The following is a 24,793-nucleotide window of genomic DNA, read 5'->3' on the forward strand; positions in this document are numbered from 1 at the left end:
TTGCTAAATTCCGGACCAGAGGGTCCGGGTGACAACTGGTGATCACCCGGGCACTTAACGGGAGGGGTGATTCGGCTGACTACACCGACGTTGTCCGCCACTGATCCGACGGCTCGCGCTCGCTGGGCGGTCGGAAACGCGCTCGGGATCCTGCACCCCTCGGCGGTGCCACTGCGGGACGGCCGGGTCCGGCTGACCACGCCCGACGACATGCTCGCCGCGCGCGTGATGCGCGCGATCGAGGAGCTGCTCGACCGCCGGGCGGCCGACCGCGCCGGCGACGACCGGCTGCTGGCGGAGGCCGTCAGCGTGATCGGCACCGAAGTGGCCCGCGCCCGCGGTGAGCTGCCCGCGCGCGGTGCGGTCGACGCCCTCGACCGGTACCTCCGGGTGCCGGGGCTGGATCAGTCCCGTCGTACCGAGGCCGACGCGATGCTCCGGGTCGCCCTCAGCGGCGCGGCGCCGGACGACCCCGAGGCTGCTGCCCGCCTCAGCCGGCTCACAACCCCGCAGAACGCCGTCGCGACCTCGGCGCTCGTATCGGCCTCCGCCGCGATCAACCGCGACGCGGAGCTCCTCGGCTTGGGTACGCCGCCTGCACCGCGGCGCGCCGGACGCCACCGCGCACAGGTCGGCACCAGGCACCGCAGAGCGGAAGGACGCCGGGTCTGGACCTCGCAGATCCGCGGCACCGGGCTGACGGTCGGCTCGCGTCCGAGCTCGCAGGGGCAGCTGACCGACCTGCACGCGCTGAACCTGCTCGCCGCGATGGATCGCCAGGCGCTCGACGCCGCGGTGACCGACCGTCCGGCTGTCGACCCCGACGCGCGTCAGGCCCTCCTGCAGATGACGGGCTCCGCCGTACCGCAGCAGTTCCGGGTCGAGATCGGCGACACCACCCTGGGCGCGCTGGGGCAGGGCATCATCCGTGCCGGTACGGCGAACGAACCGCACGTACTGCGGATTCCGCCCGGACTCAGTGACGAACAGGTCCGCTACGTCTGGACGCACCAGCTGACGCTGATGTCGCAGGAGATCGCCGCCGCGGAGGCCGGCCGGCTCCGCGGTGTCCTCGGCAAGCTGAAGTCCGTCTTCGGCCATGAGCGCCGCGACCGCCGGCTGCACGCGGACCACGCCGCGTTCCAGAGCCTGCTCGTGGACTGGCACGAGGCGCGGGCCGAGACGCTCGCGAACGGGCATCCGAGCGGGCCGCGCAGCGTCCCCGAGCTCGAGCGCGACCTGGAAGGCCTGGCCCGGACCATCCGCCGGCACGGCGGTTCCGAGCCCGCGCTCCCCTGGACCGCCGGAGCAGTCGCAACCCCCGAGGCAACGGCAGCAGGCCGGGCCGCCGCGCGCGCCGAGGCCGAGGCGAAGCCTGCCCGGAACACGCCCGCTCACCTGCGCGTTCAGGTCGTCACCCAGATCGAGACGCTCCGAGCCGCGGTCGAGGACCTCGACAGCAAGGCGTCGAACAAGCGGAACAGCTCCCGGGACGCATCCAAAGAGGCCAGGAAGTCCGACAAAGACGCCGGCGCCGAGGACCGGCAACGCGACCGCGGCGCTCCCGAGCGGGCCCGAAAGCTGCGCGTCGCGGCCCAGACCGCGCGGAACAAGGCCGGCCGGCACACCGAGATCGCCGGCGCCTACGAGCAGGCCGCCGCCGACGCGCGGCAGGCCCTGGCCGGCTACCAGACGCTCCTCACGGAGATCGACGCCGACGGCTCGCAGAGCGGGATCGCCGATCTGGCCGCTGCCGCCAAGCAGCAGGTGGCGGTGTACGAACGCAGCCTCGGCCAGGCGATGCCGGCCAAGGAACTGCTGGGGACCGGGGTACCGGAAGGCGATCAGCTCGAGCTGCCGGTCGCCGACATCAACCGGGTCCTGGCCGCGAACAAGTTCAGCGAACAGCTGTCGAACCGCGGGCCGCTTCCGGATCCCGCCGCGCAGTACCGGCGGCTGATGTCCCGCGACGGCATGGTGTTCAGCGTCGGCGAGGACGCCGACACGGCCGTCTCCTCGCTGCGCCAGGTGCGGCTGCGGCTGATCCCGGACGACCTCACCGAGCGCGACGACATCGACTTCACGATGGCCGAGCAGATGTCGGGTTCGCTCGGCGAGGGCGGCACGAGCGTCGGCACGACCGACACCCACTCGACGAACGTCAACATCGGCGTGAACATCGGCGCGTTCCTGGCGCTCGCCGCACCCGGTACGCCGGTCCACGCCGCCGCGCAGCTCGTCTCGCCGAAGGTCGAGGTGGCCCGCGGCCGCTCGCTCGCCGAGAACAGCGGGGCCACGGCCCACCACCAGTCCGGTTGGGTCGACGACAACCGCGGCGAGTCGATCCTCTACGAGTGGTCCGGCAAGTGGCAGATCGAGGTCCGGGCGTCCCCCACCGAGCCCTGGTCGGCGGTCGAGACGGTCGACGCCGGCCGCCAGCAGACGTGGGTCTCCAGCGCGTACACGGTGAAGCCGCCGGCCGAGACCGTTTCGCTGGCAGAGATCGGCCACGGGCAGGAAGTCACCGGTGAGTTCCCGCGGCACGCGGTCACCAGCATCACCGGACTGCACGACGTCACCGATCGCCTGGTCCGGAAGGCACAGCAGAAGTACGACGACCTGGATCGGGTCTCGTACAACCACATCGCCGGCATGATGATCAACGACTCGCACCGCCTGCTGCGCGAGTTCAGTCAGCCTGGTGGTGTCACCCGGCGGATCCCCACCGGCGGCGAGACGGAGTACGACCTGACCTGGGAGGTCGAGCCGATCTGGGCCGACGCCCAACTCGTCGGTGAGTCCAGCTCGGAGATGTGGCAGGAAGAGGTCCTCGTCGACTTCGCCGGCGTCAACGCGAGCCAGACCTACACGGCGTCGGTCACCGGCACAGGGTCGGTCTCGTTCCCGGGCAAGCCCTCCGACCTGAGCCCGGTGCCCGCTGCGGCCGCGCTCAACAACGTCGGCGGTTCCGGCGTGAACGTGTCGCCGAACGCGTCGGCCGGACGCAACGTGTCCCGGTCGGGCGGCCAGAGCCTCAGCATGACCACGATCACCCCTGCCGTGCACCGCAACCAAGGCCCGACGCAGGGCGTGCTCGTCGGTCTCAGGGTGCGCGCCACGCTGCGCAAGGTCGGGGACCCCAAGGCCGCACCGATCGTCGAGACCGGCGAGTGCCGCGCGCTGCTGCGGGCCGCGGAGAACGACCTGCTGCGCGCGGGTGGCCGCGCGGACAAGGACGCCGTGCTGCGGGAAGACGACGGCACCATCAAGGTGGACAAGAACGGGCACGTGCTGCTGCGCGGCGACGCCGTGCCGTCGACCGTGCCGCAGAAACTGCCGCCGTGGATGGGTCGCGGCGAGAACCAGTTGCGCGGCGTCGGCAAGGCACTGCCGCAGAACCTCAAGGGCGCCGAACAAGCACAGCGTCAGGCGCTGGAGCAGCTGGCCAAGATGGGCCTGGTCGCGCGGCCCGGGGAGCCGGCCACCGCCCAGCAGGAGGCCAACCGCGAGCGGATCGAGCAGCAGATCAGCGCGCCGCGGATCGAGGCCGGCATCAACCAGGCCTGTCAGGGCGGCCTGGTCGTGATGCTCGAGGACACCGGCTTCGCCGGCACGCCGCGCTGGCGGCCGTTCCGGCTGTCGGTCACGCAGGACTACGACGAGGCGACCAAGGAGTTCAAGACCACCGGCGCCGGGACGAGCACGAACGAGAACGTCGTACTCCTCGGCATCAGCTCCGCGGCCACCGGCCGTACGTCGAGCCGGTCCCGCGGGGTGCCGCTGTCCGCCGGGGTCGGCGGCTCCAACCCGCCGCCGGAAGGTGTCCGCGGCTGGATGGGCAAGATCGGCTTGAAGTTCAGCCGGAACGCGCTCGGCCGCACCTTCAGCTATACCGCGGGACGGCGCGTCAACAACGTCACCCTGAGCGAAAGCACCGAACCGCTCGACCGGCTCAAGCAGGACGTCCGGATCACGTTCGCCGAGATGACTGACCGCGGCGACGCCAAGCCGATCGCCAACGTCCGGGGCAGTATGGAGGTCGCGTACGACAGCTCGATGACCCGTGCCGACGCCCCGGTGTACGAGAAGAACCCGAAGGCGCCGCACCACCTGGCCGTCGAGCAGGCGTTCCCGGTCGCGGTGGACGCCGGCTACATCGACGCCGATGGACGCCGGCATGATCCAGCCGACGAACTGTCCGCGGCGATCCCCGCGATCCGGTCCGACTCCACTGCTCTGCCCGCACTGCACGAGGCCCTGTCGCCGACCAGCCTGGTCGCGAACCGCGAGTGGATGAACGGCAGGTACCGGCTGCCGTTCCTGGTGGTCCGTGCTCCCGGCAGCCCGGCTCATGCGCTCGCTGACGGGACGATCCTGCCGCAGGAGTACGAGATCGTGATCCGCGGCGAGGCGGTCAGCCTGACCCACGTCGCGATGAGCCAGGAGAACTCCGTCGACATCAACTTCACGATGACCGACGTCGGCTCCACGTCGGGTACGTCGGCGTCCGGCGGCGTCAGCGGGGAGGCCGGTGGCGGCCTGGTCGAGGCCGACGGCTCCGCCCGCTCCGGCAACCTGTCGGTCGGACGCATCGGCGGCCGGTCGCAGTCCACCACGACCAGCGAGACGTCCGGCGACGAGCGACTGCTGGTCAACCCGGGCACGCACCACGAGTTCATCGAGCGCCACAAGATGACCGCGGACATCATGCACAACGGTCAGGTGATCAAGTCCGTCCCGTTGCCGGACGCCCTGGCCCAGAAGGCGATGGCCGAGCGGCGCGCGCTGGATCTGTACGCCTCCGGCAAGCTCGATCTACCGCTCTGGGTGGCGTCCGACGCCGCCGAGCGGTACCTGAACGACAGGCTGCCGATCAGTCACCGCGTCGCGGCCGGCTTCCTGCGTCGGTACCAGCGGGAGAAGGCCGGCGTGACCACCGGCCTGGCCGCCGAGCACACGGTCGAGAGTCTGACGGCGAAGCTGCGGGCGAACAGCAGGGCACCCCGTGCGCAGGCCTCGAATGCCACCACGGAGTTCGACACGACGGCCGATCAGGTCGAGGAGATGGCTGCGCAGCACCGCGTCATGAGCACTTCCGAGGCGTACGACGAGAGCCAGGGAGCTGCCAAGATCGAGTCGCTCACCGTCGAAGGCACCACGCACCGGGTCGACCTGCGGACCCTGGTGGAGCCGCAGGTCGACGAACTCGCTCCCGGGCTGCGGGACGCCAGCCGCCTGCTCCAGGGCGCCCTGGACGTCGACCTGAAGCCAGGGAACTTCCACGGCCACCTCGAGGACATGCTCGGCGCGGACGGCTTCGAGGTTCCCATCGAGGTGCCGATCCAGGGACAGGAACGGCCCGACGTCCTGTTCGTCCAGGTGCACGCCCGGTACGAGGGCGAGCGCACCATCGAAGGCGTCCCGACCACACCCGAAGGCGAACCCGACATCCCGAAGGAGGAGGCCGGCAGCGTCGACCAGAACTACGACTACGAGCAACTCGACCGGTCGGCCGCCCACACCGTGACCGTCTCCGCCGGGGTCGAGGGCAAGACCCCCACCGCTCTCGGCGATGGCTCCGGCGGGGTCGCCACGGACCAGACCACGTCCCACACGGGCGGCGACGGCGTGCAGAACGCCGCGATCGACCGGTTGGGCCATTTCGACCCGGTCAAGACGCATCAGAAGATCGTGTTCACAACCCAGGTCGTCAGGGTCCGGAATGCCGGCGCGGCCGCGATGGCCAGCGCCCGCTGGAAGCTCGGCCGGATCGACCCGGCCGACGTCACCAGCGTGTCCGAACCTCGGGAGCTCCGGGCGGACATCGTCCAGTGGATCCCCCGCGGCGACCTGACGGACGGCCCCCGGATCGAGCCACAGCCGGAGCTGGAGGAACGCGCCGAGCACCGCCCGATCCGGCTCCCGGAAGGCGCCGTCCCGATCCGGGCGGCGCTGCACGCGAAGGGCGCCGCCCGGCGCAACGAACTGGCCGAGAAACTGACCGCCCATCTCGAGCAGCCCGGCGTCCTCGGCCGGCGAGGTACGGCGGAGTACCGGCATCTGATCAGGTCGAACCTCAAGCCGAGCGCGCTGAAGGCCAAGGCCGGCCGGCTGCTCGGCGAAGGCATCGCGCTGCAGCCGATGGCAAAGCCGGGCAACGGGCGGACGATGGTGAGCGTCCAGATCAACGCGACCGCGCTCGGCTGGGAGCTGCACGGACCGTCGCTCGAGGGTCAGGCAGGCCGGGTCTGGCGCCGGCAGGAGGTGTACCGCTCGTCCAGCAGCAGCAACCGGCTGACCCCGGTCACCGCGTCCGGCGGCGTCGACGGCGGGTTCGTCTCGGTCGGCGGCTCGATCGGCGAACAGGTCAAGGAGCAGTCGTCGGATGCCAACGGCACCCGGCTCGAGACCAGCCGGTTCCTCGAGGGTCAGATGGTCACGGTCCGGATCCCGGTGGTGTACGACGCCACGGTCCGGACGACCACCGACAACGGCCACGGCGAGCCGGTCGTGAAGAAGTCCACCAACCTGCCGGACCTGGCGCGCGGCGAGATGTTCGTCCGGATGCTCCGGCACCAGTACCTCGAGGGACTCCGGCAGATGGAGACCGGCGCGTCCCTCGACGCCGTCCTGGCGAACGCGCGGCTGCAGGCGGTCCCGGAGGAGCTCGGGCCGCCGGACATCACGGCGACCGAGTACGGGAAGGGCAAGTCGGGCGCGGTCTTCCAGCCGTACCGGCCGCTGCTGAACGCCCTCGATCGCGCGAAGGCCGAGCGCAAGCCCATCGTGCTGCTGGTTCAGGAGGCCGACGGCACCGAGCGGAAGTATCAGGCGCTGCCGAACGGAACCATGCTCGGCGACCGCGACGGCGGTTTCGCCTCCGCGTTCGCGACCCTGCACCCGAATCTGGCGCTGATGGCCGAGGGCCGGGTCGACCTCCGGGAGCTCTACAACACGTCGTCACCGGACGGCAGCTTCAGCGCGAAGGTGGCCGGCGCACTGGAGAAGGCCAACGTGCCGCGGGACGTGCTCAAGGCACTCGACTACACGACGGCCGCGCGGACGCTGCCGCATGCGTCGAACCAAGGCGCGCGTACGTCGCCGGGAGGCGCTGCCGGACGGACGATTGCACAAACCGGCCACGGGCCGTCGCTGTCCGGGCCGTGAGCCGATCATGGATACTCCAGAACCTGGTGGACGAGAGGGGCTTCATGGCATTCGCGGTGGCGCGCACCTGGGACGAGGCGCAGCTGTACCTCGAGCTGCATCCGTGCCCGGACTGCGGGTCGGTCGACGCGCAGTGGGAACAGGCACTGGTCCAAGTCGAGGGTGACCTGGCGTCCAGCTATGCCGCGATCTGTCCGGGGTGTTCCGCCGAACGCGAGTACCTGTTCGGGTTGCCGGCGCACGAGACGCCGCCGCGCGGCTGGCCGACGTTCGGAGGTCCGGAGCCGTCCGAGATCCTCGACGCCGGCCAGTGGCTGGACGTCGCCGACACCGCCGCGGCAGCCGTTCCCACGGATCCTGTCGAGGCCGGTAGGGTGCTGGCCATCGCGCAGGCCGCAGTGGTCGAGGTGATCAAGTTCGTCCCGGCCGGCGCGGACGCCGTACCCGAGGACGAGTTCTGGACACCACAGGGACGGGCGGTGCGTGCCGCGGAGCCGGGGCGCTTCCGGCTGGACCGGCTACTGGTGACCCGGGACGCGTACGCCGAGCTGGGTAGAGAGATCAGCCAGACAGGAGCGAGATAACCGATGCCGATGGCAAGGACCCTGTGGGAAGCCCGGATCTACGTCGCGCTGGAGACCGCGCAGGCCGGACCACAACCCGGTGAGGTGTTGGCGCCTGCTCCCGATTTCGAGCTCGGCGACAACCTCGTCGAGGGCCCGGATGCCTGGACCTACCGGTCGCCGATCGGCGACATCACCATCCCGTACTCGTCCCAGCACTCGTCCACGCGGCTCGGAGCGCACTGGGGACTGGGCCGGTCGCAGTTGGTCGACGCGGCGGAGTGGGCGGTCGTCGGGCACCTGTACGCCGACCGGACGATCGCGGCCGACATGGCGTACGACGGCCAACCTGGCCGGGAGCGTTATTACGTCGAGCTCGGCTGGGAACTCGCCGCGGAGGCGATCCGGGAGGCGATGAAGTCCCTGCCGGAAGGTACCAACGGCGGCGACACGGTCCCCGATTCGGAGATCTGGACCAGCTTCGGCACCGACGCCAAGGCGCGCGATCCGTACCTGGTCAGCCGCGCCCGGCTGGACGACGACCTGGAGTACTACACCGGCACGCTGGCGGACTTCCGCGCGCTGCACGGCCCGAACGCCCAGGGTGCGCCCTAGCCGACGTCGATCCGGATCGCGCGGGCGTCCGCACCGGCCTGCTCGAGGACCTTCTGCTTCGGATCCGGTACGCCGAGGAACGGCGGCCGCACCAACCCGGCGATCTCCTTCAGCCGGGGATCGTCGAGCACCGTGTCGACGGCCCGCCGGTCTCCCCCGCACACCAGTACGTCGAGCTTCGCCGGCGCCAGGATCCGTACCGCGACCTCGGTGGCCGCCGCGAACGCCTCACGTGCCTGGTTGTCCCGCCGGCGCGCGTACCGCTGCTGCGACCAGCCACCCGCCTTGGTCGTCCCCTGCACGTGCCGCGACCCGACCTTCGAGTCGACAAGCTTGCCGCCGGCAAACACTCCCGCGCCGTAGCCACCGCGCCGGACGAGCAGTACGCCGAGCCGTCGTTCGGTGAGCACATGCGCCACGAGCCCCGCGCGGGACAACTCCGCAAGGGGCTCGAAAGGCACAGTAACGACAGCGGACTCGCCGTCCTCCCCGGACAACGTGACGCTCGTCGGCGTCACGTCGTACACGACCTCACCGTGCCGTTCGCCGAAGCCGGTCAGCCACCTGTCCAAGCGCTCCGGCGCGACGTGAACGGTGCGCGTCATGCGTCAGTCCCCTCGGACAGTCCGGCGCGCACGATCGCGCGCGCGGACGACAGCATCACGTCCGCAGCCTCGTCGCGGCTCAGTCCGGCCACGTCGACGAGCCAGACCAGCGCCTCGATACCGACAGCGCTGCGCACGGCGACGGCGAGCCGGTGGACGGCAGCCTCGGACAACCTGTCGCGGGCCGGGGAGAGCGCATCCTCGAACCAGCCGATCCCACGTCCTTGCCGCAGTGGCAGCTGACCCGGCTGTGCGGACGGCTCGAGCGACAGGCGAAGCATCGTGCGCTGCTGCGGCTCGAACTCCAGCACAATCTTGACGAACGCCGCCGCGACCGCGACGAGCCGGGTCTCGGGGTCGTCACCGCTGTCGGCCGGCAACAAGGACGTGAGCTCGACCTCCGGGTGGGCGGCGGCGAGCAGCTCCGCCTGACTGCGGAAGTACCGGTACGCCGTCGTCCGCGAGATCGACGCAGCCGCCGCGGCCTCCTCGACCGTCGGGGCCGACCCGCCCTCGGTGATCAGCTCACGAGCGGCGGCGATCAGGTCGTTGCGCGTGCGCTGCTTCTGCCGGGTCCGTCCGGACTGCTCGTACGCCGTTGACATGGCATACACGGTACCGTACTTTCGTAATGGGACTCGAGTCCCACGAACGGGAGGGGTATTCGACATGACACCACTGGCTGCGACGGTCCGCGATCACGGCGAGGGCGAACGGCAATGGTTCAGCGGCGGCGGTTTGCTCACCTGGCTGGCGACCTCGGAAGAGACCGGAGGCGCGTTCCTGCTCTTCGAGTTGGCCGGCGAGCAGGGCAAGGTCACGCCGCTGCACATCCACCCCGCGTCGGACGAGACCTTCTACCTCCTCGACGGGGAGATCCAGCTCGACCTCGACGGGAAGAAGCGCAACCTGTCGACAGGTGGAGTCGCGGTGATTCCCCGCGGCGTGCCGCACGCGTTCAAGGTCGTCTCACCGACGACCAGGCTCCTGACGCTCCAGACCCCGGGCACGGACGAGGCGTTCTTCCGGCTCGCCAGCGAACCCGCTCCGGAGGGAAGCCGGCCGATCCCGGTCGACTTCGACCGGATCCGGGACGTCGCCGAGAAGACCGGCGCCATCCAGATCGTCGGACCGCCACCGTTCTGAGCAGATGCGAGAGCCCGGGCCACCTGACCCGGGCTCTCCCACTGCGGAAACACTCAGACGTTGAAGCCCAGCGCGCGCAGCTGGTCGCGGCCGTCGTCGGTGATCTTTTCCGGGCCCCACGGCGGCATCCAGACCCAGTTGATCCGGAAGTCGTTCACGAGGCCGTCGAGTGCCATCCGGGTCTGGTCCTCGATCACGTCGGTCAGCGGGCAGGCCGCGGACGTCAGCGTCATGTCGATGATCGCCGTACTGGTGTCGTCGACGGTGATGCCGTAGATGAGGCCCAGGTCGACCACATTGATGCCGAGCTCGGGGTCGACGACGTCCTTCAAGGCCTCGTTGACGTCCTCGACCTTGGGCGGCGTCGTGCCCGCCTGAGCAGCCTCGAGGTCGACCTCGGGCAGCTCGATCTTCTCGTCGGTCTGGTCAGGCATTCTTCACTCCTTCGTTGGCTGCGAGGGCCTGCGCCGTGGCATCCCGCCACGCCGACCAGCCCAGCAGTGCGCACTTCACCCGGGCCGGGAACTGCGCGACGCCCGCGAACGCGACGCCGTCCTCCAGAACCTCTTCGTCCGGCTCGACATTCCCCCGGCCCTGCATCAGCTCGAGGAACTTCTCGTACGTCGCCATCCCCTCGGACACCGGCTTGCCGATCACCAGGTCCGACATCACCGACGTGGCCGCCTGGCTGATCGAGCAGCCGACGCTGTCATGCGTGACGCCCTTCACCGTGTCGCCGTCGAGCTCCACCCGGAGCGTGACCTCGTCCCCGCAGGACGGGTTCACGTGGTGCACCTCCACGTCGTACGGGTCCGCGAGACCCGCGTGATGCGGGGTGCGGTAGTGATCCAGGATGATCTCCTGGTACAGACTGTCGAGCTGCATTATCAGTCCACCTTGAAGAACGATCGGACGAATCCGAGCCCGTCGACGAGCGCGTCGACCTCCTCGGGAGTCGTGTACAGGTAGAAAGACGCTCTGGTCGACGATTGCATTCCGAACCGCTCGTGCACCGGCCGCGCGCAGTGGTGCCCGGCCCGGACCGCGATCCCCCGGGTGTCCAGCACGGTCGACACGTCGTGCGGATGTACGCCGTCCAGCGCGAAGCTGATCGCGCCGCCGTGGTCCGTCGCGTCGGTCGGCCCGAGCAGCGTCAGGCCGGGGACCGTCTTCAGGCCCTCGAGCGCGTACTCGACGATCGCGTGCTCGTGCGCGGCGATCTTGTCCATCCCGATCCCGGACAGGTAGTCGACGGCCGCACCGAGTCCGACCGCCTGCGCGATCGGCGGCGTACCGGCCTCGAACCGGGCCGGCGGCGGTGCGTACGTCGAACCGGTCATCCGGACGACCTCGATCATCTCGCCGCCACCGAGGAAGGGCGGCAGCTCGGCGAGCAGCTCGTACCGGCCCCAGAGCACGCCGATCCCCGTCGGGCCGACGACCTTGTGACCGGTGAAGACCAGGATGTCGGCGCCCAGCGTGGACACATCGACCGGGAACTGCGGGACCGCCTGCGACGCGTCCACGACCACGGTCGCGCCGATCGCGTGCGCCTTGGTCGCGATCTCGGTGATCGGGTTGATCGTGCCGAGCGCGTTCGACACCCAGGTGAGGGCGACGACCTTGGTGTTCTCGGTCAGCAGCTCCTCGATGTTGCTGAGGTCCAGCCGCCCGTCCTCGGTCACACCGAACCACTTGAGGGTGGCGCCGGTCCGCTCGCACGCGAGCTGCCACGGGACGATGTTGCTGTGGTGCTCCATCTCGGAGATCACCACGACGTCGCCCGGCTTCAGCGAGGCGCCGAGCGTGTGCGCGGCCAGGTTGAGCGCCTCGGAGGCGTTCTTGGTGAAGACGATCTCGTCCCGGTTCGGGGCGCCGATGAACGCGGCCACCTTGTCCCGGCCGCCTTCGTACGCCGCGGTCGCCTCGGCACCGAGCTGGTGCATGGCGCGGGCGACGTTGGCGTTGTGCACCAGGTAGTGGTCCTCGATCGCCTGGACCACCTGGCGCGGCTTCTGCGAGGAGTTCGCCGAGTCCAGGTAGACCAGCGGGAATCCGCCCGCGAGCTCGCGGGACAGGATCGGGAAGTCCGCCCGGACCGACTGCAGGTCCAGCGGGCTGCTGAAGGTCCGGGTGGTGGTCATGCCTTCGTGCTCGCCTTCAGGAAGCGCTCGTAGCCGTTGGCCTCGAGTTCCTCGGCCAGCTCCGGTCCGCCCTCTTCGGCGACGCGGCCGTCGACGAAGACGTGGACGAAGTCCGGCTTGATGTAGCGCAGGATCCGCGTGTAGTGGGTGATCAGCAGGACGCCCTTGTCACCCTGGGACGCGAACCGGTTGACGCCCTCGGAGACGATCTTCAGCGCGTCGATGTCGAGACCGGAGTCGGTCTCGTCGAGGATCGCGATCTTCGGGTTCAGCAGCTCCAGCTGGACGATCTCGTGGCGCTTCTTCTCACCGCCGGAGAAGCCCTCGTTGACGTTGCGCTGACCGAAGGTGGGGTCCATGTCCAGGTCCGACAGCGCCTTGTTCACGTCCTTGACCCAGGTGCGCAGCTTCGGCGCCTCGCCGTCGATCGCGGTCTTCGCGGTGCGCAGGAAGTTCGCCACCGACACCCCCGGCACCTCGACCGGGTACTGCATCGCCAGGAACAGGCCGGCCCGGGCGCGCTCGTCGACCTTCATGTCGAGGACGTCCTCGCCGTCGAGGGTGACGGTGCCGCTGGTGATGTTGTACTTCGGGTGGCCGGCGATCGAGTAGGCCAGGGTGGACTTGCCGGAACCGTTCGGGCCCATGATCGCGTGCGTCTGGCCGGCCGCGATGGTCAGGTTGACGCCGCGCAGGATCTGCTTCGGGCCGTTCTCGGTGTCGACCGACACGTGCAGGTCGCGGATCTCGAGTGTCGCCATGAGGTTTCTTCTATCTCCGTCGTTTACAGGGATGCCTGGTTCAGGGGGTTCTTCACGTCGACGAGTACGTCGTCGCCGTCGAGGCGCACGGGGTAGATCGGCACCGGGTCGTAGGCCGGCAGGCTGGTCGGCTCGCCGGTGCGCAGGTCGAAGCGGGACCCGTGCAGCCAGCACTCGATCTCGCACTCGCCGACGTCACCCTCGGACAGCTGGATCTGCGCGTGCGAGCACTCGTCCCGCACCGCGAAGTACTGTCCGTCGCTCTTCACGACCGCGACCTCCACACCGCCGACCTCGACCGGGATCACACCCTCGTCGGGGACGTCGGCGGCGGCGCAGGCGCGCTCGAACGTGTCGCTCACTGCCCGACGACCGCCTTGGCCGATGCGCTCAACTCCGCGGCCCGGGCGAGCTTCTCTTCGATCACGTCGTGCAGGTGCTCGGCGACCTCGGGGACACCGATCTTGCCGATGATGTCGTTGAAGAAGCCGGACACCACCAGCCGCCGGGCCGCGTCCTCGGGGATGCCGCGGGCCTGCAGGTAGAACAGCTGCTCGTCGTCGAACCGGCCGGTCGCGGACGCGTGACCGGCACCCTCGATCTCGCCGGTCTCGATCTCCAGGTTCGGCACCGAGTCGGCGCGGGCGCCGTCGGTCAGGACCAGGTTCCGGTTCAGCTCGAAGGTGTTGGTGCCCTCGGCCGCGGCGCGGATCAGGACGTCGCCGATCCACACCGAGCGGGCGTGGTCACCCGCCAGCGCACCCTTGTAGATCACATTGCTCTTGCAGTGGACGGCCTCGTGGTCTACGAACAGCCTGTTCTCGTGGTGCTGACCACCTTCGGCGAAGTACACCCCGAGGAGTTCCGCGTCGCCGCCAGGTCCGGCGTACCGGACGTTGGTGCCGATCCGGACGATCTTGCCGCCCAGGGTGACGACCACGTGGTGGAGCTTCGCGTCCCGCCCGACCAGCGCGTCGTGCTGGGCCAGGTGGATCGACTCGTGGTCGCCCTGCTGGATGCTGACCACGCGCAGTTCGGCGCCGTCGCCGACGACGACCTCGACGTTGCTGCCCAGCTCGCCCGCACCGGTGTGATCGATGATCACGATCGCGCGGCTGTGCCGGCCGGCCTCGACGATCAGGTGGCTGAAGCCACGGCCGCCGAGGCTCGCGACGTTCACGTGCACCGGCTCGGTCAGCTCGGCCTCGACCGGGATCCGCACCGCGAGCGCCTCGCCGGCGTGCGTCCAGGCGATGGCGGCGGACCGGTCCTGGGGCTTGCCGACCTTGACCGAGTCCGCGGCGACGGTCTCGAAGACGACACCCTCCGGACCGGAGGCGTCGATCTTCGGGGTCTCGGTGCCGGCCGCGTCGTCGAACAGGGCCTTGAGCTGTTTGACCGGCGTGAAGCGCCACTCCTCTTCGCGTCCGTTGGGCACCGCGAAGTCGGCCACGTCGTACGACGTGGGCCGCTCGCTGCGCGCCTGGAGCGGGACCGGGGACCCCGGCCCGTGGGAATGTGCCCGGTTGCCGGTGGCAACCAGCGTTTCAGCGGCGGACATCAGCCGACGGCCCCTTCCATCTGCAGCTCGATCAAACGGTTCAGTTCCAGCGCGTACTCCATCGGGAGCTCGCGGGCGATCGGCTCGATGAAGCCGCGGACGATCATCGCCATCGCCTCGTCCTCGGCCATGCCCCGGCTCATCAGGTAGAAGAGCTGGTCGTCGCTGACCTTGGACACGGTCGCCTCGTGACCCATCGCCACGTCGTCCTCGCGGACGTCGACGTACGGGTAGGTGTCCGAACGGCTGATGGTGTCGACCAGCAGCGCGTCACAGCGCACCGTGGACTTGCTGTGGTGCGAGCCCGGCGCCACCTCGACCAGACCGCGGTACGACGTCCGGCCGCCGCCGCGGGCCACCGACTTCGACACGATCGAGCTGGAGGTGTACGGCGCGTTGTGCACCATCTTGGAGCCGGCGTCCTGGTGCTGGCCCTCGCCCGCGAACGCGACCGACAGGGTCTCGCCCTTGGCGTGCTCGCCCATCAGGTACACGGCCGGGTACTTCATCGTCACCTTGGAACCGATGTTGCCGTCGATCCACTCCATGGTCGCGCCCTCTTCGCAGGTGGCGCGCTTGGTGACCAGGTTGTAGACGTTGTTCGACCAGTTCTGGATCGTCGTGTAGCGGCAGCGGGCGCCCTTCTTCACGATGATCTCGACGACCGCCGAGTGCAGCGAGTCCGACTTGTAGATCGGCGCCGTGCAGCCCTCGACGTAGTGCACGTAGGCGTCCTCGTCGACGATGATCAGGGTCCGCTCGAACTGGCCCATGTTCTCGGTGTTGATCCGGAAGTACGCCTGCAGCGGGATGTCCACCTTGACGCCCTTGGGGACGTAGATGAACGAGCCGCCGGACCAGACCGACGTGTTCAGCGAGGCGAACTTGTTGTCGCCGACCGGGATGACGGAACCGAAGTACTCCTTGAAGAGCTCCGGGTGCTCCTTCAGGCCGGTGTCGGTGTCCAGGAAGATGACGCCCTGCGCCTCCAGGTCCTCACGGATCTGGTGGTAGACGACCTCGGACTCGTACTGCGCGGCGACGCCGGCGACCAGGCGCTGCTTCTCCGCCTCCGGGATGCCGAGCTTGTCGTAGGTGTTCTTGATGTCCGGCGGCAGGTCCTCCCAGGAGGTGGCCTGCTTCTCGGTCGACCGGACGAAGTACTTGATGTTGTCGAAGTCGATCCCCGACAGGTCGGCGCCCCACGACGGCATCGGCTTGCGGTCGAAGAGCTTCAGGCCCTTCAGGCGCAGGTCGAGCATCCACTCCGGCTCGTTCTTCAGCGCGGAGATGCCCCGCACCACGTCGGTGCTGAGGCCGCGCTGGGCGACCGCACCGGCGGCGTCGGAGTCGGCCCAGCCGTACTGGTAGTTGCCGAGGCCTTCCAGTTCGGGGTGAGCGGTTTGCGTCATCGTGTAGTCCTCGCAGCTTCGCCGTCGGATACAGGGGGAACCGGGTTGGTACCCGGGATATGCGTCGTACAGACACCGTCGCCGTGAGCGATGGTGGCCAGTCGCTGCACGTGCTTGCCGAGGAGTCTCGAGAACACCTCGGTCTCGGCCTCGCACAGCTGGGGGAACTGCGCGGCCACGTGCGCGACCGGGCAGTGGTGCTGGCAGAGCTGGGCGCCGTGGCCCGCCTCCGCCGTGGAGGCTGCGTAGCCGTCGGCCGTCAGGGCCTGGGCGAGCACCTCCGCCTTCCTGCTCTCGGGAGCCTGCGCGAGCAGTCCCCGGTAGCGCTCCTCCACCTCGGAGACCCGGCGCCGCGCGAACTCCGCGACTGCGTCGTCACCGCCGGCCTCGGCGATGAACCGCATCGCGGTCGCCGCGAGGTCGTCGTACGCCTGGTGGAAGGCATGCCGGCCGGAGTCGGTCAGCACGAACACCTTCGCCGGGCGGCCGCGGCCACGGGGGCCGTAGACACGCTCCTCGCGGGATTCCACCAGGCCCTCGTCGAGCAGGTGGTCCAGGTGCCGGCGAACCGCCGCCGGGGTGAGTTCGAGCCGCTCCGCCAGCGCCGCGGCGCTGGACGGGCCATTGGTCAGGATCGAGCGTGCGACCCGGTCCCGGGTGGACTCGTCCCGCGCGCCGGCAGCGCCGTGGGGCACGGCTCGGTCGGTCGCAGGAGTTTTCACAACATCAGTGTCGCGTAATTCCCCGGACCCTTCAAATAAGGGTCCCCTAACCGGTTCGCGCGCTCACGCGGGGCCCGGGACCCGACCGTGAGCGAGGTCACTCCGGGCCGTTCTCTATGCTGCCGTTTGTGCCAGTCGCGGTGGAGATCGACAACCTCGTCGTGCGGTACGGCGAGAAGACCGCGGTCGACGGTCTCGCTCTCACCGTAGCCGCCGGAACGGTGACGGCCGTGCTCGGCCCGAACGGCGCCGGCAAGACCACGACCGTGGAGACCTGTGAGGGCTTCCGGCGCCCGGACTCGGGCAGCGTCCGGGTCCTGGGCCTCGACCCGCTCGCCGACCACGACGAGCTGATGCCGAGGATCGGCGTGATGCTCCAGGAGGGCGGTGCCTGGTCGGGCGTCCGCGCGGTCGAGATGCTTCGGTACGTCGCCACCCTGCACGCCCACCCGCTCGACGTGCCCGCCCTGGTGGAGCGGCTCGACCTGGGCAGCTGCGGGCGAACGCCGTACCGGCGACTCTCGGGTGGGCAGAAGCAGCGGTTGTCGTTCGCGCTGGCGATCGTGGGACGGCCGGAGCTCGCGTTCCTGGACGAGCCGACCACCGGGCTGGACCCGCACGGCCGGCGAGAGATCTGGCAGCTGATCCGCGACCTGCGCGACGACGGCGTGACGGTCGTGCTGACGACGCACGCGATGGACGAGGCCGAGCAGCTGTCCGACCAGGTGCATGTGGTGTCGGCCGGCAAGGTGATCGCCTCCGGCACCCCCGACTCCCTCACCGAGCACCACACCAAGTCCCTCGAGGACGTTTTCCTCGAACTGACCGCGCCCAAGCGGGAGACACGATGAGCAGCGCCGCGACGTACGCCCCACGGCCGGGCAGCGCGCCCTGGCCGCGGAAGGTGCTCGCGCACACCCGGATGGAGTTCAAGCTGCTCGTCCGCAACGGCGAGCAACTGCTGCTCGCCCTGGTGATTCCGCTCGGTCTGCTGCTCCTTCTCGGCGGGACCGGCCTCGGCGAGCGGCTGCCGCTCGGGAGCGGCCGGCCGATCGACGAAGCAGTCCCCCGGGTGCTCGCGCTCGCGATCCTGTCCTCGTCGTTCACCTCGCTGGCGATCGCGACCGGCTTCGAGCGCCGGTACGGCGTCATCAAGCGCCTCGGCGCCTCACCGCTGTCCCGCACCGGTCTGCTCGCGGGAAAGATCGGCGCGGTCTTGATCGTCGAGGTCATCCAGCTGGTCGTTCTGATCGGCACCGGATTCGCGCTCGGATGGAAGCCGATCGGCGGGTTCGGGGCCGTCTTCGGCGTCGTCCTCACGGTCCTGTGCGGTACGGCGGCCTTCGCGTCACTGGGTCTGCTGATGGCCGGCGTACTGCGGGCCGAGGCGACGCTGGCCGCGGCGAACCTGCTGTACCTGCTGCTGCTCGTGGGCGGCGCGATCATGACGCCCGTCGACGAGTACCCGGCCGGCATGCAAGGCGTCGTACGGCTGCTGCCGAGTGCCGCGCTCGCCAACGGGATCGCGAATTCGACTGTCGAAGGAGTGATTCCGTGGGCCGCGGCGCTGTCGCTGGCACTCTGGGCGGGGGTGCTGGGGTACCTGGTGTCCCGCACCTTCCGCTGGGACTGACCTTTAGAGTGTGCCGGTGATGACGACCGAGACCCCGCCCCAAGAGACTGAGCCAGTCAGCGGATTCTGGCGACTGGTTCCCGAGCCGAGCCTGGACGTCGTCCGGCGCTGGGGCTGGGCGTCGATCGTGGTGAACATCGGCATCGTGGTCACCGGCGGACTGGTCCGGCTGACCGGCTCGGGGCTCGGCTGCCCGACCTGGCCGTCCTGCACCGACGACTCGTACGTCCCGCACGCCGCCCTCGGCATCCACGGCGCGATCGAGTTCACCAACCGGATGCTCGGGTTCGTCGTCGCGATCGTCGCGATCCTCACCTGGCTGGTGGTCATGCGCTACCGCCCGATCCGGCGCGACCTGCGCCGGCTGGCGACCGCGGCCGCGCTCGGGGTCCCGCTGCAAGGGGTGATCGGCGGCATCAGCGTGCTCACCGGGCTCAATCCGTGGATCGTCTCGGCGCACTTCCTGGTCTCGCCGATCATCATCACGCTGACGGTCTCGATGATGCGCCGGTCGCGCACCAGCCCGTACCCGCACACTCCCCCGGTGGTCCGCGCACTCGCCACCGCCTCGGTGGTGGCGGTCTGGCTGACCGTTGCCCTCGGCACCATTGTCACCGGCGCCGGGCCGCACTCGGGCGATCCGGAGACCGGCCGCAACGGTTTCGACCCCGAGCTGGTCAGCCAGCTGCACTCCGACGTCGTCTTCGGCCTGCTCGGAATCTCGATCGCCCTGGTGATCGCGACCCGCGTGACCGCGACCTCACGCACCCTGCGCAAGCTCGCCGCCTGGCTGCTCGCCGTCGAAATCCTGCAGGGAGCCGTCGGCTTCACGCAGTACTTCACCGGCCTGCCGTGGGGTGTCGTCCTCGTCCACATGTTCCTGGCCGGCCTACTGATCGCCCTCGTCACAGCCGTCTACGGCGAACGCGGCACACCCGCCACCTGACGGGAAGTGTCGAATCCGGGCCATCTCGTTCGTCGCAAGGGTCAGAGGCAGGTCACAAGGGCGCTGTCACGACCAAGGAGATGCCGACGATGCCGCACCCACTGGCCAAGGTCCACCGCATGTTCGAGCTCGTCGAGCCGATCGCCACCGTCACCTTCTCCGAGGCGCCGACCGAGGCGTTCCTGGCCCTCGGCATGCGCAACTACTGGGACGGATACTTCGCCGGCCGAGCCGCGCCACTGGGTCTCGCACCGGCCGAAGTCATGCATGCGGTCTTCTACAACTTCGCCGAAGGTGAGGTGGCGCGCCACATCCCGTGGGTCTGGGGCAAGACCACCCCGGAGGAGGCAATCGCCGTGCGCGAGCGGGGCAGCACCTCCGCGTTGCGGCAGAGGATCGGGGAACTCGCCGACTCCCCTGGTCTGATGCGGGTCGCCGACCTCGCCACCCGCGCGGCGGTCAGCGCGCCGACCGAGGGCCGTCCGCTGTACGCCGGGCTCCGGGCGCTCGACGTACCCGAGCAACCGGTGGCCAAACTCTGGCACGCGGCGACGCTGCTGCGCGAGCACCGCGGGGACGGCCACAACGCCGCCCTCGTCGCGAACGGCATCGGCGGCACCGAGGCCCACGTCCTCCTGGCTCTCTCGCTCGGAATGAGGCCGGAGGAGTTCGGCCGGATTCACCACCTGCCCAAGCCACAGCTGGCCGCTGTCGTCGACGGGCTGCGCGACCGCGGCCTCGTAGACGCGGCCGGCGGGTTCACCAACACCGGCCGGCAGACCAAGGAGCGGATCGAGGCCCTCACCGACGAACTGGCAGCACCGGCGTACGACGTACTCAGCGCGGACGAGCTCGACGAGCTCATCGCGGGCCTCGAGCCGATCGCCGCCGCAGCACATGCCCATTGACGACCGCGGGGCCGTGCGACAGGTTCTGGTGGGCCAGGACCTGATATTTCCTGTCCGCACCAACGCGACGCGATACCCGAGCGTATTCAGTTGCTGTAAGCAACCTTTGGTCAGATCTCCAACTCCGCAAGGCATTCCGGCATCCATCCGCGAGCGTTCGCGAGTTGAGTTCATCGAACACATGTTCTAATATAGAAGCATGAGCGAGCCTTCGACCGTCACCATCAGCACCACCGCCGTACCTTCGGCGCCTGGTGCTGCGGCGACGACCGTCCCTACTCGTGACCGGACGGTCGTGGTGTCTGCATGGAGTGTTTGGGATGACGCGCCGCTCGACGATGACTACGTGCCAGACGACCTGGTCTACCCGACCGATACCGAACTCCCCGACGGCCCCGCGGTGATCAGTGAGCAGGACCAGTTCGACGCCGATCTGGACGAGTTGCTGGGCCGGAATCGCTATTCCCGGGTGGACGAGTTCGAGTGGCAGGAATGGGACGGTGTCGAGCAGGACGCCGCGGAGCGGGAGATGCTGCGCCGGGAGGCGCCGGCCTGGGTGTTGCTGCCGCCCGGCGGCGCGCTGGCTGCCGCGTTGGAGGAGACCCGGCCGGAGGCTATGTCGCCGGTGGCGCTGATCGAGTTGATGAAGGCCGCGGACCGGCTGATCAGCTGGGGCGAGGCGATCAAGGCCGGTGCGACGGCGTCGTTCGTCCGGCAGCGCCGCGCCGAGCACCGCGAGTCGCCGCGCCCGACCCAGCTCGATTCCAGGGGTCGCCCGGTCGACCCGGAGCGGTCCTGGCACGGCGAGATCGCGCTGGCCCTCGGCCTGTCCCCCAACACGGTGGGGCGGCGGGTCGAGACCGCGCTGCGTCTGACCTCGTCCCTGTCCGCCACCTATTCGGGGTTGCGCTGCGGCGCGTTGACGTGGGGCAAGGCGCTGGCGATCTCCGAGGCGACCAGCCAACTCCCGGATGAGGCCGCACGAGCCGTGGAGGCGCACGTGCTGAAACGCGCCGCCAAGCAGACCCATCGGAACCTGCTGGAGTCGCTGCGCCGCCAGGTCGCCAAACACGTCACCACCCAAGCTGCCGGCGACCACCGCGCCGCGGTCGCCGAGCGGACCTGCAAGATCGTCCCGCTGGCCAACGGCATGGCCGGGCTGTGGATCGTTCACACCTCCGACAAGATCCAGCAGATCTGGGTCACCATCCAAGCCATGGCCACCCTCGCCAAACGCGGAACCCGCACCACCAACCCCACCAACCCCACCACCGATGCCGCTGCGCCGCTCGGCGCGCCCGCGGATCCCGAGCCGACCGCTCCCACGGACGCCGGCTCAGGAAGCCCGGACGCCAGACCCGATCCCGATCCGGATCCGGGCGCCACCCACGACGACATCGCCGCCACCGACACCGCCGCCAGCGCGGATGCCGATGCCGGTCCGGATGCGGATGCCGGTGCCGGTGCCGAGAAGGACGTCCGGACCGCCGAGCAGCGACGTGCGGATGTGGCTGCGGATCTGTTCGAGCACATCCTGCGCAACGGGCTGGACTGGCTCGGCCGACGCCTGCCCGACCAGCACCGCCGCCGCCCACACATCGAGGTCGTCATCCCGGCCTCGACCCTGCTCGGCCTGGACGACGACCCCGCCGACCTCACCGGCTACGGACCCATCCCCGCCGAAATGGCCCGCCGCATCGCCGCCGACGGCACCTGGCGCCGGCTCCTCACCGACCCCGTCAACGGGTCCGTGCTCGAGGCCTCCACCACGCGCCACGACCCGGGTGTGTTGGTCACCGAAACCCTGCTTGCCCGACACCCGGTGTGCGCCTGGCCCGGCTGCAACCGCACCTCCCGCGACTGCGACCGCGACCACCTCACCCCGTTCACGCAGTCAGGCCGCACGAGTCTGACCGGGATGGCGCCGTACTGCGAATACCACCACGTCATCAAGGACACCAAAGCCTGGGGATGGAAAACCACCGCTCACCCCGACGGCTCCGTCACCCTCACGACCCCTACCGGCCATCGATACACCACCGTCCCACCGGCCCGCGGACCGATCGCGCCATCAGCAACCCCACCGACGAACGATCCACCGCCGTTCTGAGCGGTCTCACGCTGCCTCGTCGACCGACGAACTGTTCTGGTCGGGAAGCCAGGTCTTCCAGAGAACGCGGGACACCCGCCACCTGACGGGCGCCCGCGCGTCACTCAGTACTTCACCGCGTCACTCAGTACTTCACTCTGTAGACCGCACCAGGCCCGAAGACCGGCGCGGAGACGAACAGCTGCCCTGCGCGGTTGAAGCCCGCACCGCCCGGCAGTGTCAGCTGATCCTTCACCAGCTCGCGCTTGTACCCGGCCCGGTGAGACCTGCCCGAGTACTGCAGGAACAGGCCGCCCTTCGTCGGGCCGTTCAACTCGAACTTCAGCCAGCTCGCCTTGTCGAGCTCGACCACCGCGAGCGTGCCCCGCGGACCTCCGGCCAGGTCAACGATCGACGTGTACCCGTCGGCGTACCGCTGGCAGTTGCCCTTGTACGGCTTGTCCGGGTTGCACACCGCGCCCACCGAGCCCGGCTTGATCCGCCAGATCTGCGACGTCCCCGGTGTGGCCGGGAAGCCACGGAGCTCACCGACGTACCAGTAGCCGTCCGAGCCCACTGTCACCGACGTGGCGACGGCCTCGGCCGGGACCGGCGTACCGGCCGGCGGCAGCGGGTGGCCGTCCGGGTCCGTGGCGGGCAGACCGGTAGGAACCTTCACGACGCGTGGCTTGAGCTTCGCGACGGTCTTGATGTGGCCGTTCGGCCAGACCCGGAGCAGGTCGTTGCCGGCGGCGTCCGAGACCAGGACCGTTCCATCACTCAGCGCGGCGACGCCGAACGGGTTGGAGTCGGTCGGGTTCTCTTCCAGGTCGTACGGGTCCGGGTCCTTCTTCTGGTACGCGCCGATGTCGGCGATCTTGACCGGCGCCTTCCCGTATCGCATCCGGTAGAGCGTCGTGCTCCCCGGAAGCGGCGGCTGCCCCGGCTCTCCGCCCGCGCCGGTCAGCGCGTACGTCGTACCCCACTTGTTGGTGTCGATCGCCGGCGGGAACCCACCCGTGCCCGGCACCGTGCCGAGCTTCAAGGTCCGCTGCCCGTCTGTCACGTACACCGAGCCGTCGGTGACGCTGTAGATGACCTTGTTCCCGTACGTCGAGACGCCGCGCGGACCGTTGAGACCTGTTGCCACCGGCTTCAGACTCGAGTGGCTGTGACCGGCGTCGGCCTGTCCCGCGACCAGAAGCGAACCGGTCAGTGCGAGTGCCGCGATCGCGGCGATGCGTGTTCGTACCCCCATGCGAATCCCCCTGCTGTTACGCCTCCCCAGGCGTGGAACCCCCTCCACAGGCAGGTGCCCATCGCAACATCAGATCACGATCAGGTCAACGGGGAAACGCACCGCGCCCGCAGCACGACTCTCAGTGCCAGATCTCAGTGCAGGAGCGGATCGATGGCCGCGGCGATGAACAGCAAGGCCAGGTAGATGTTCGAGAAGTGGAACAACCGCATCGGGCGCAGCGCGGCGCCGTCGGCGCCGGTGTGGGCCCGGAGCAACAACCGGCGCGCCTCGCGGAGGAACACGAAACCGAGCACGATCGCGGCGATCGGGTAGACCATGCCGGTGTCGCCGACCGGCCAGAGCGCGAGCGACGTGATCACCATGACCACCGAGTACGCCATGATCTGCCGCGCGGTGGCGACCGGGGTGGCGACCACGGGGAGCATCGGTACGTCGACCGACGCATAGTCCTCGCGGTACCGCATCGCGAGCGACCAGGTGTGCGGCGGCGTCCAGAAGAAGACGACCAGGAACAGCACGACCGGCGTCCAGGCCAGCTTGCCGGTGACCGCGGTCCAGCCGATCAGGGTCGGGAAGCAGCCCGCGATCCCGCCCCAGACGATGTTCTGCACGGTCCGGCGCTTGAGCAGCATCGTGTAGCCGAAGACGTAGAACAGGTTCGCGGCCAGCGCGAGGCCGGACGACAGCCAGTTCACGTAGAAGCCGAGCTCGAGGGTGGCGAGCACACCGAGCACGACGCCGAAGATCGTCGCCGAGCGCGGGCTGACCGCGTGCCGCGGCAGCGGGCGGCGCCGGGTTCGGCGCATCTGCTCGTCGATGTCGCGATCGAGGACGCAGTTGATCGTGTTGGCGCTGCCGGAGGCGAGCACGCCGCCGATCAGCGTGGCCACGACCACCTCGAGACCGGGCACGCCACCAGCTGCCAGGAACATCACCGGCACGGTGGTGATCAGAAGCAGCTCGATGATGCGCGGCTTGGTCAGACCGACGTACGCCTTCACCACGTCGCGCACCGACGGACTCACCACAGCGGTAGCGTCCGGCAGCGGCGTCGGGTACGACGTCGTCGCGGCAGGACGCGGGTCGACGGCCGTCACGAACACCTCGAACAGAGTGGGTTGACGCCGGATGAGCGGCGCTGACGATTCAGCAGTCTACGACGCCCCGTAGGAGGGTTCTCGCACCCCCCTCCGATGAGCCGGGTGTGATGTCGGAGACGTCCGGGAACAGCACCAGTTACCAGCTGGTTGACAAGCCTTG

The 24,793-nt window shown here is 69.6% G+C and carries 21 protein-coding genes; 9 read left to right on the forward strand and 12 right to left on the reverse strand.

What is annotated here, in order from left to right; translation table 11 throughout:
* Window positions 1–66: 66 nt before the first annotated feature.
* Genes EV649_RS25825 through EV649_RS25835 form a run of 3 tightly spaced genes read left to right on the forward strand, consistent with a single transcriptional unit; the run spans window position 67 to window position 8,345 of the window.
* Window positions 67–7,167 carry a hypothetical protein gene (locus tag EV649_RS25825; protein ID WP_130386120.1) on the forward strand — a complete coding sequence of 2,367 codons (7,101 nt, stop codon included), beginning with the start codon at window positions 67–69 and terminating at the stop codon, window positions 7,165–7,167.
* A 44-nt stretch (window positions 7,168–7,211) separates the two neighbouring features.
* Complete coding sequence (locus EV649_RS25830; RefSeq protein ID WP_130386121.1) at window positions 7,212–7,751, forward strand: hypothetical protein; 540 nt, start codon at window positions 7,212–7,214, stop codon at window positions 7,749–7,751.
* A 3-nt stretch (window positions 7,752–7,754) separates the two neighbouring features.
* Window positions 7,755–8,345 carry a hypothetical protein gene (locus EV649_RS25835; RefSeq protein WP_130386122.1) on the forward strand — a complete coding sequence of 197 codons (591 nt, stop codon included), beginning with the start codon at window positions 7,755–7,757 and terminating at the stop codon, window positions 8,343–8,345.
* Here EV649_RS25835 and EV649_RS25840 read toward each other — a convergent pair.
* On the reverse strand, window positions 8,342–8,950 hold the full coding sequence (locus EV649_RS25840) for an acVLRF1 family peptidyl-tRNA hydrolase (RefSeq protein ID WP_130386123.1): 609 nt from the start codon (window positions 8,948–8,950) through the stop codon (window positions 8,342–8,344). The genes EV649_RS25835 and EV649_RS25840 overlap by 4 nt on opposite strands.
* On the reverse strand, window positions 8,947–9,555 hold the full coding sequence (locus tag EV649_RS25845; protein ID WP_130386124.1) for a TetR/AcrR family transcriptional regulator: 609 nt from the start codon (window positions 9,553–9,555) through the stop codon (window positions 8,947–8,949). Before EV649_RS25845 ends, EV649_RS25840 begins: the two co-directional genes overlap by 4 nt.
* A gap of 64 nt (window positions 9,556–9,619) precedes the next feature.
* On the opposite strand from EV649_RS25845, the gene EV649_RS25850 reads away from it, so the two are divergent.
* Window positions 9,620–10,096, forward strand: a complete 477-nt coding sequence (locus tag EV649_RS25850) for a quercetin 2,3-dioxygenase (protein ID WP_130386125.1) — start codon at window positions 9,620–9,622, stop codon at window positions 10,094–10,096.
* 53 nt (window positions 10,097–10,149) lie between these two features.
* Here EV649_RS25850 and EV649_RS25855 read toward each other — a convergent pair whose 3' ends face one another.
* Genes EV649_RS25855 through EV649_RS25890 form a run of 8 tightly spaced genes read right to left on the reverse strand, consistent with a single transcriptional unit; the run spans window position 10,150 to window position 16,669 of the window.
* Window positions 10,150–10,530, reverse strand: coding sequence for a metal-sulfur cluster assembly factor (locus tag EV649_RS25855; protein WP_130386126.1), 381 nt, complete (start codon window positions 10,528–10,530; stop codon window positions 10,150–10,152).
* Window positions 10,523–10,981: a Fe-S cluster assembly sulfur transfer protein SufU gene (gene sufU, locus EV649_RS25860; RefSeq protein ID WP_130386127.1), complete on the reverse strand. Its 459-nt coding sequence runs from the start codon at window positions 10,979–10,981 to the stop codon at window positions 10,523–10,525. The genes EV649_RS25855 and sufU overlap by 8 nt, the downstream gene beginning before the upstream one ends.
* A gap of 2 nt (window positions 10,982–10,983) precedes the next feature.
* Window positions 10,984–12,240: a cysteine desulfurase gene (locus EV649_RS25865; protein ID WP_130386128.1), complete on the reverse strand. Its 1,257-nt coding sequence runs from the start codon at window positions 12,238–12,240 to the stop codon at window positions 10,984–10,986.
* Complete coding sequence (gene sufC / locus EV649_RS25870) at window positions 12,237–13,001, reverse strand: Fe-S cluster assembly ATPase SufC (RefSeq protein ID WP_130386129.1); 765 nt, start codon at window positions 12,999–13,001, stop codon at window positions 12,237–12,239. Before sufC ends, EV649_RS25865 begins: the two co-directional genes overlap by 4 nt.
* A gap of 23 nt (window positions 13,002–13,024) precedes the next feature.
* Window positions 13,025–13,363 (reverse strand): non-heme iron oxygenase ferredoxin subunit, encoded by a 339-nt coding sequence (locus EV649_RS25875; RefSeq protein WP_130386130.1) that lies wholly within the window; start codon window positions 13,361–13,363, stop codon window positions 13,025–13,027.
* Window positions 13,360–14,562, reverse strand: coding sequence for a Fe-S cluster assembly protein SufD (sufD, locus tag EV649_RS25880; RefSeq protein WP_130386131.1), 1,203 nt, complete (start codon window positions 14,560–14,562; stop codon window positions 13,360–13,362). Before sufD ends, EV649_RS25875 begins: the two co-directional genes overlap by 4 nt.
* Window positions 14,562–15,974 (reverse strand): Fe-S cluster assembly protein SufB, encoded by a 1,413-nt coding sequence (sufB, locus tag EV649_RS25885; RefSeq protein ID WP_130386132.1) that lies wholly within the window; start codon window positions 15,972–15,974, stop codon window positions 14,562–14,564. Before sufB ends, sufD begins: the two co-directional genes overlap by 1 nt.
* The gene (locus tag EV649_RS25890; RefSeq protein ID WP_130386300.1) at window positions 15,971–16,669 is read right to left on the reverse strand and encodes a metalloregulator ArsR/SmtB family transcription factor; all 699 of its coding nucleotides are present in this window, start codon (window positions 16,667–16,669) and stop codon (window positions 15,971–15,973) included. The genes sufB and EV649_RS25890 overlap by 4 nt, the downstream gene beginning before the upstream one ends.
* A 167-nt stretch (window positions 16,670–16,836) precedes the next feature.
* Here EV649_RS25890 and EV649_RS25895 point away from each other — a divergent pair, with 167 nt between their 5' ends.
* The 5 genes from EV649_RS25895 (at window position 16,837) to EV649_RS25915 (ending at window position 22,293) form a co-directional block, all read left to right on the forward strand.
* On the forward strand, window positions 16,837–17,547 hold the full coding sequence (locus tag EV649_RS25895; protein ID WP_130386301.1) for an ABC transporter ATP-binding protein: 711 nt from the start codon (window positions 16,837–16,839) through the stop codon (window positions 17,545–17,547).
* Window positions 17,544–18,329: an ABC transporter permease gene (locus EV649_RS25900; protein WP_130386133.1), complete on the forward strand. Its 786-nt coding sequence runs from the start codon at window positions 17,544–17,546 to the stop codon at window positions 18,327–18,329. Before EV649_RS25895 ends, EV649_RS25900 begins: the two co-directional genes overlap by 4 nt.
* 19 nt (window positions 18,330–18,348) lie before the next feature.
* Entirely contained in the window at window positions 18,349–19,275 is a 927-nt protein-coding gene (locus tag EV649_RS25905; protein ID WP_130386302.1) for a COX15/CtaA family protein, read from the forward strand.
* A gap of 89 nt (window positions 19,276–19,364) precedes the next feature.
* Window positions 19,365–20,183 (forward strand): MarR family transcriptional regulator, encoded by an 819-nt coding sequence (locus tag EV649_RS25910; RefSeq protein ID WP_241998642.1) that lies wholly within the window; start codon window positions 19,365–19,367, stop codon window positions 20,181–20,183.
* 199 nt (window positions 20,184–20,382) lie between these two features.
* On the forward strand, window positions 20,383–22,293 hold the full coding sequence (locus EV649_RS25915) for an HNH endonuclease signature motif containing protein (RefSeq protein WP_130386134.1): 1,911 nt from the start codon (window positions 20,383–20,385) through the stop codon (window positions 22,291–22,293).
* A 124-nt stretch (window positions 22,294–22,417) separates the two neighbouring features.
* Here the strand turns inward: EV649_RS25915 and EV649_RS25920 are convergent, their stop codons facing one another.
* Both EV649_RS25920 and EV649_RS25925 read right to left on the reverse strand, forming a co-directional pair.
* Window positions 22,418–23,530, reverse strand: coding sequence for a ScyD/ScyE family protein (locus EV649_RS25920; protein WP_130386135.1), 1,113 nt, complete (start codon window positions 23,528–23,530; stop codon window positions 22,418–22,420).
* Between the two features lie 134 nt (window positions 23,531–23,664).
* Window positions 23,665–24,636, reverse strand: a complete 972-nt coding sequence (locus EV649_RS25925) for a heme o synthase (protein WP_130386136.1) — start codon at window positions 24,634–24,636, stop codon at window positions 23,665–23,667.
* Window positions 24,637–24,793: the final 157 nt, after the last annotated feature.

The sequence above is a fragment of the Kribbella sp. VKM Ac-2569 genome (assembly GCF_004216905.1).
In the GTDB taxonomy this organism is placed as follows: Bacteria; Actinomycetota; Actinomycetes; order Propionibacteriales; family Kribbellaceae; genus Kribbella.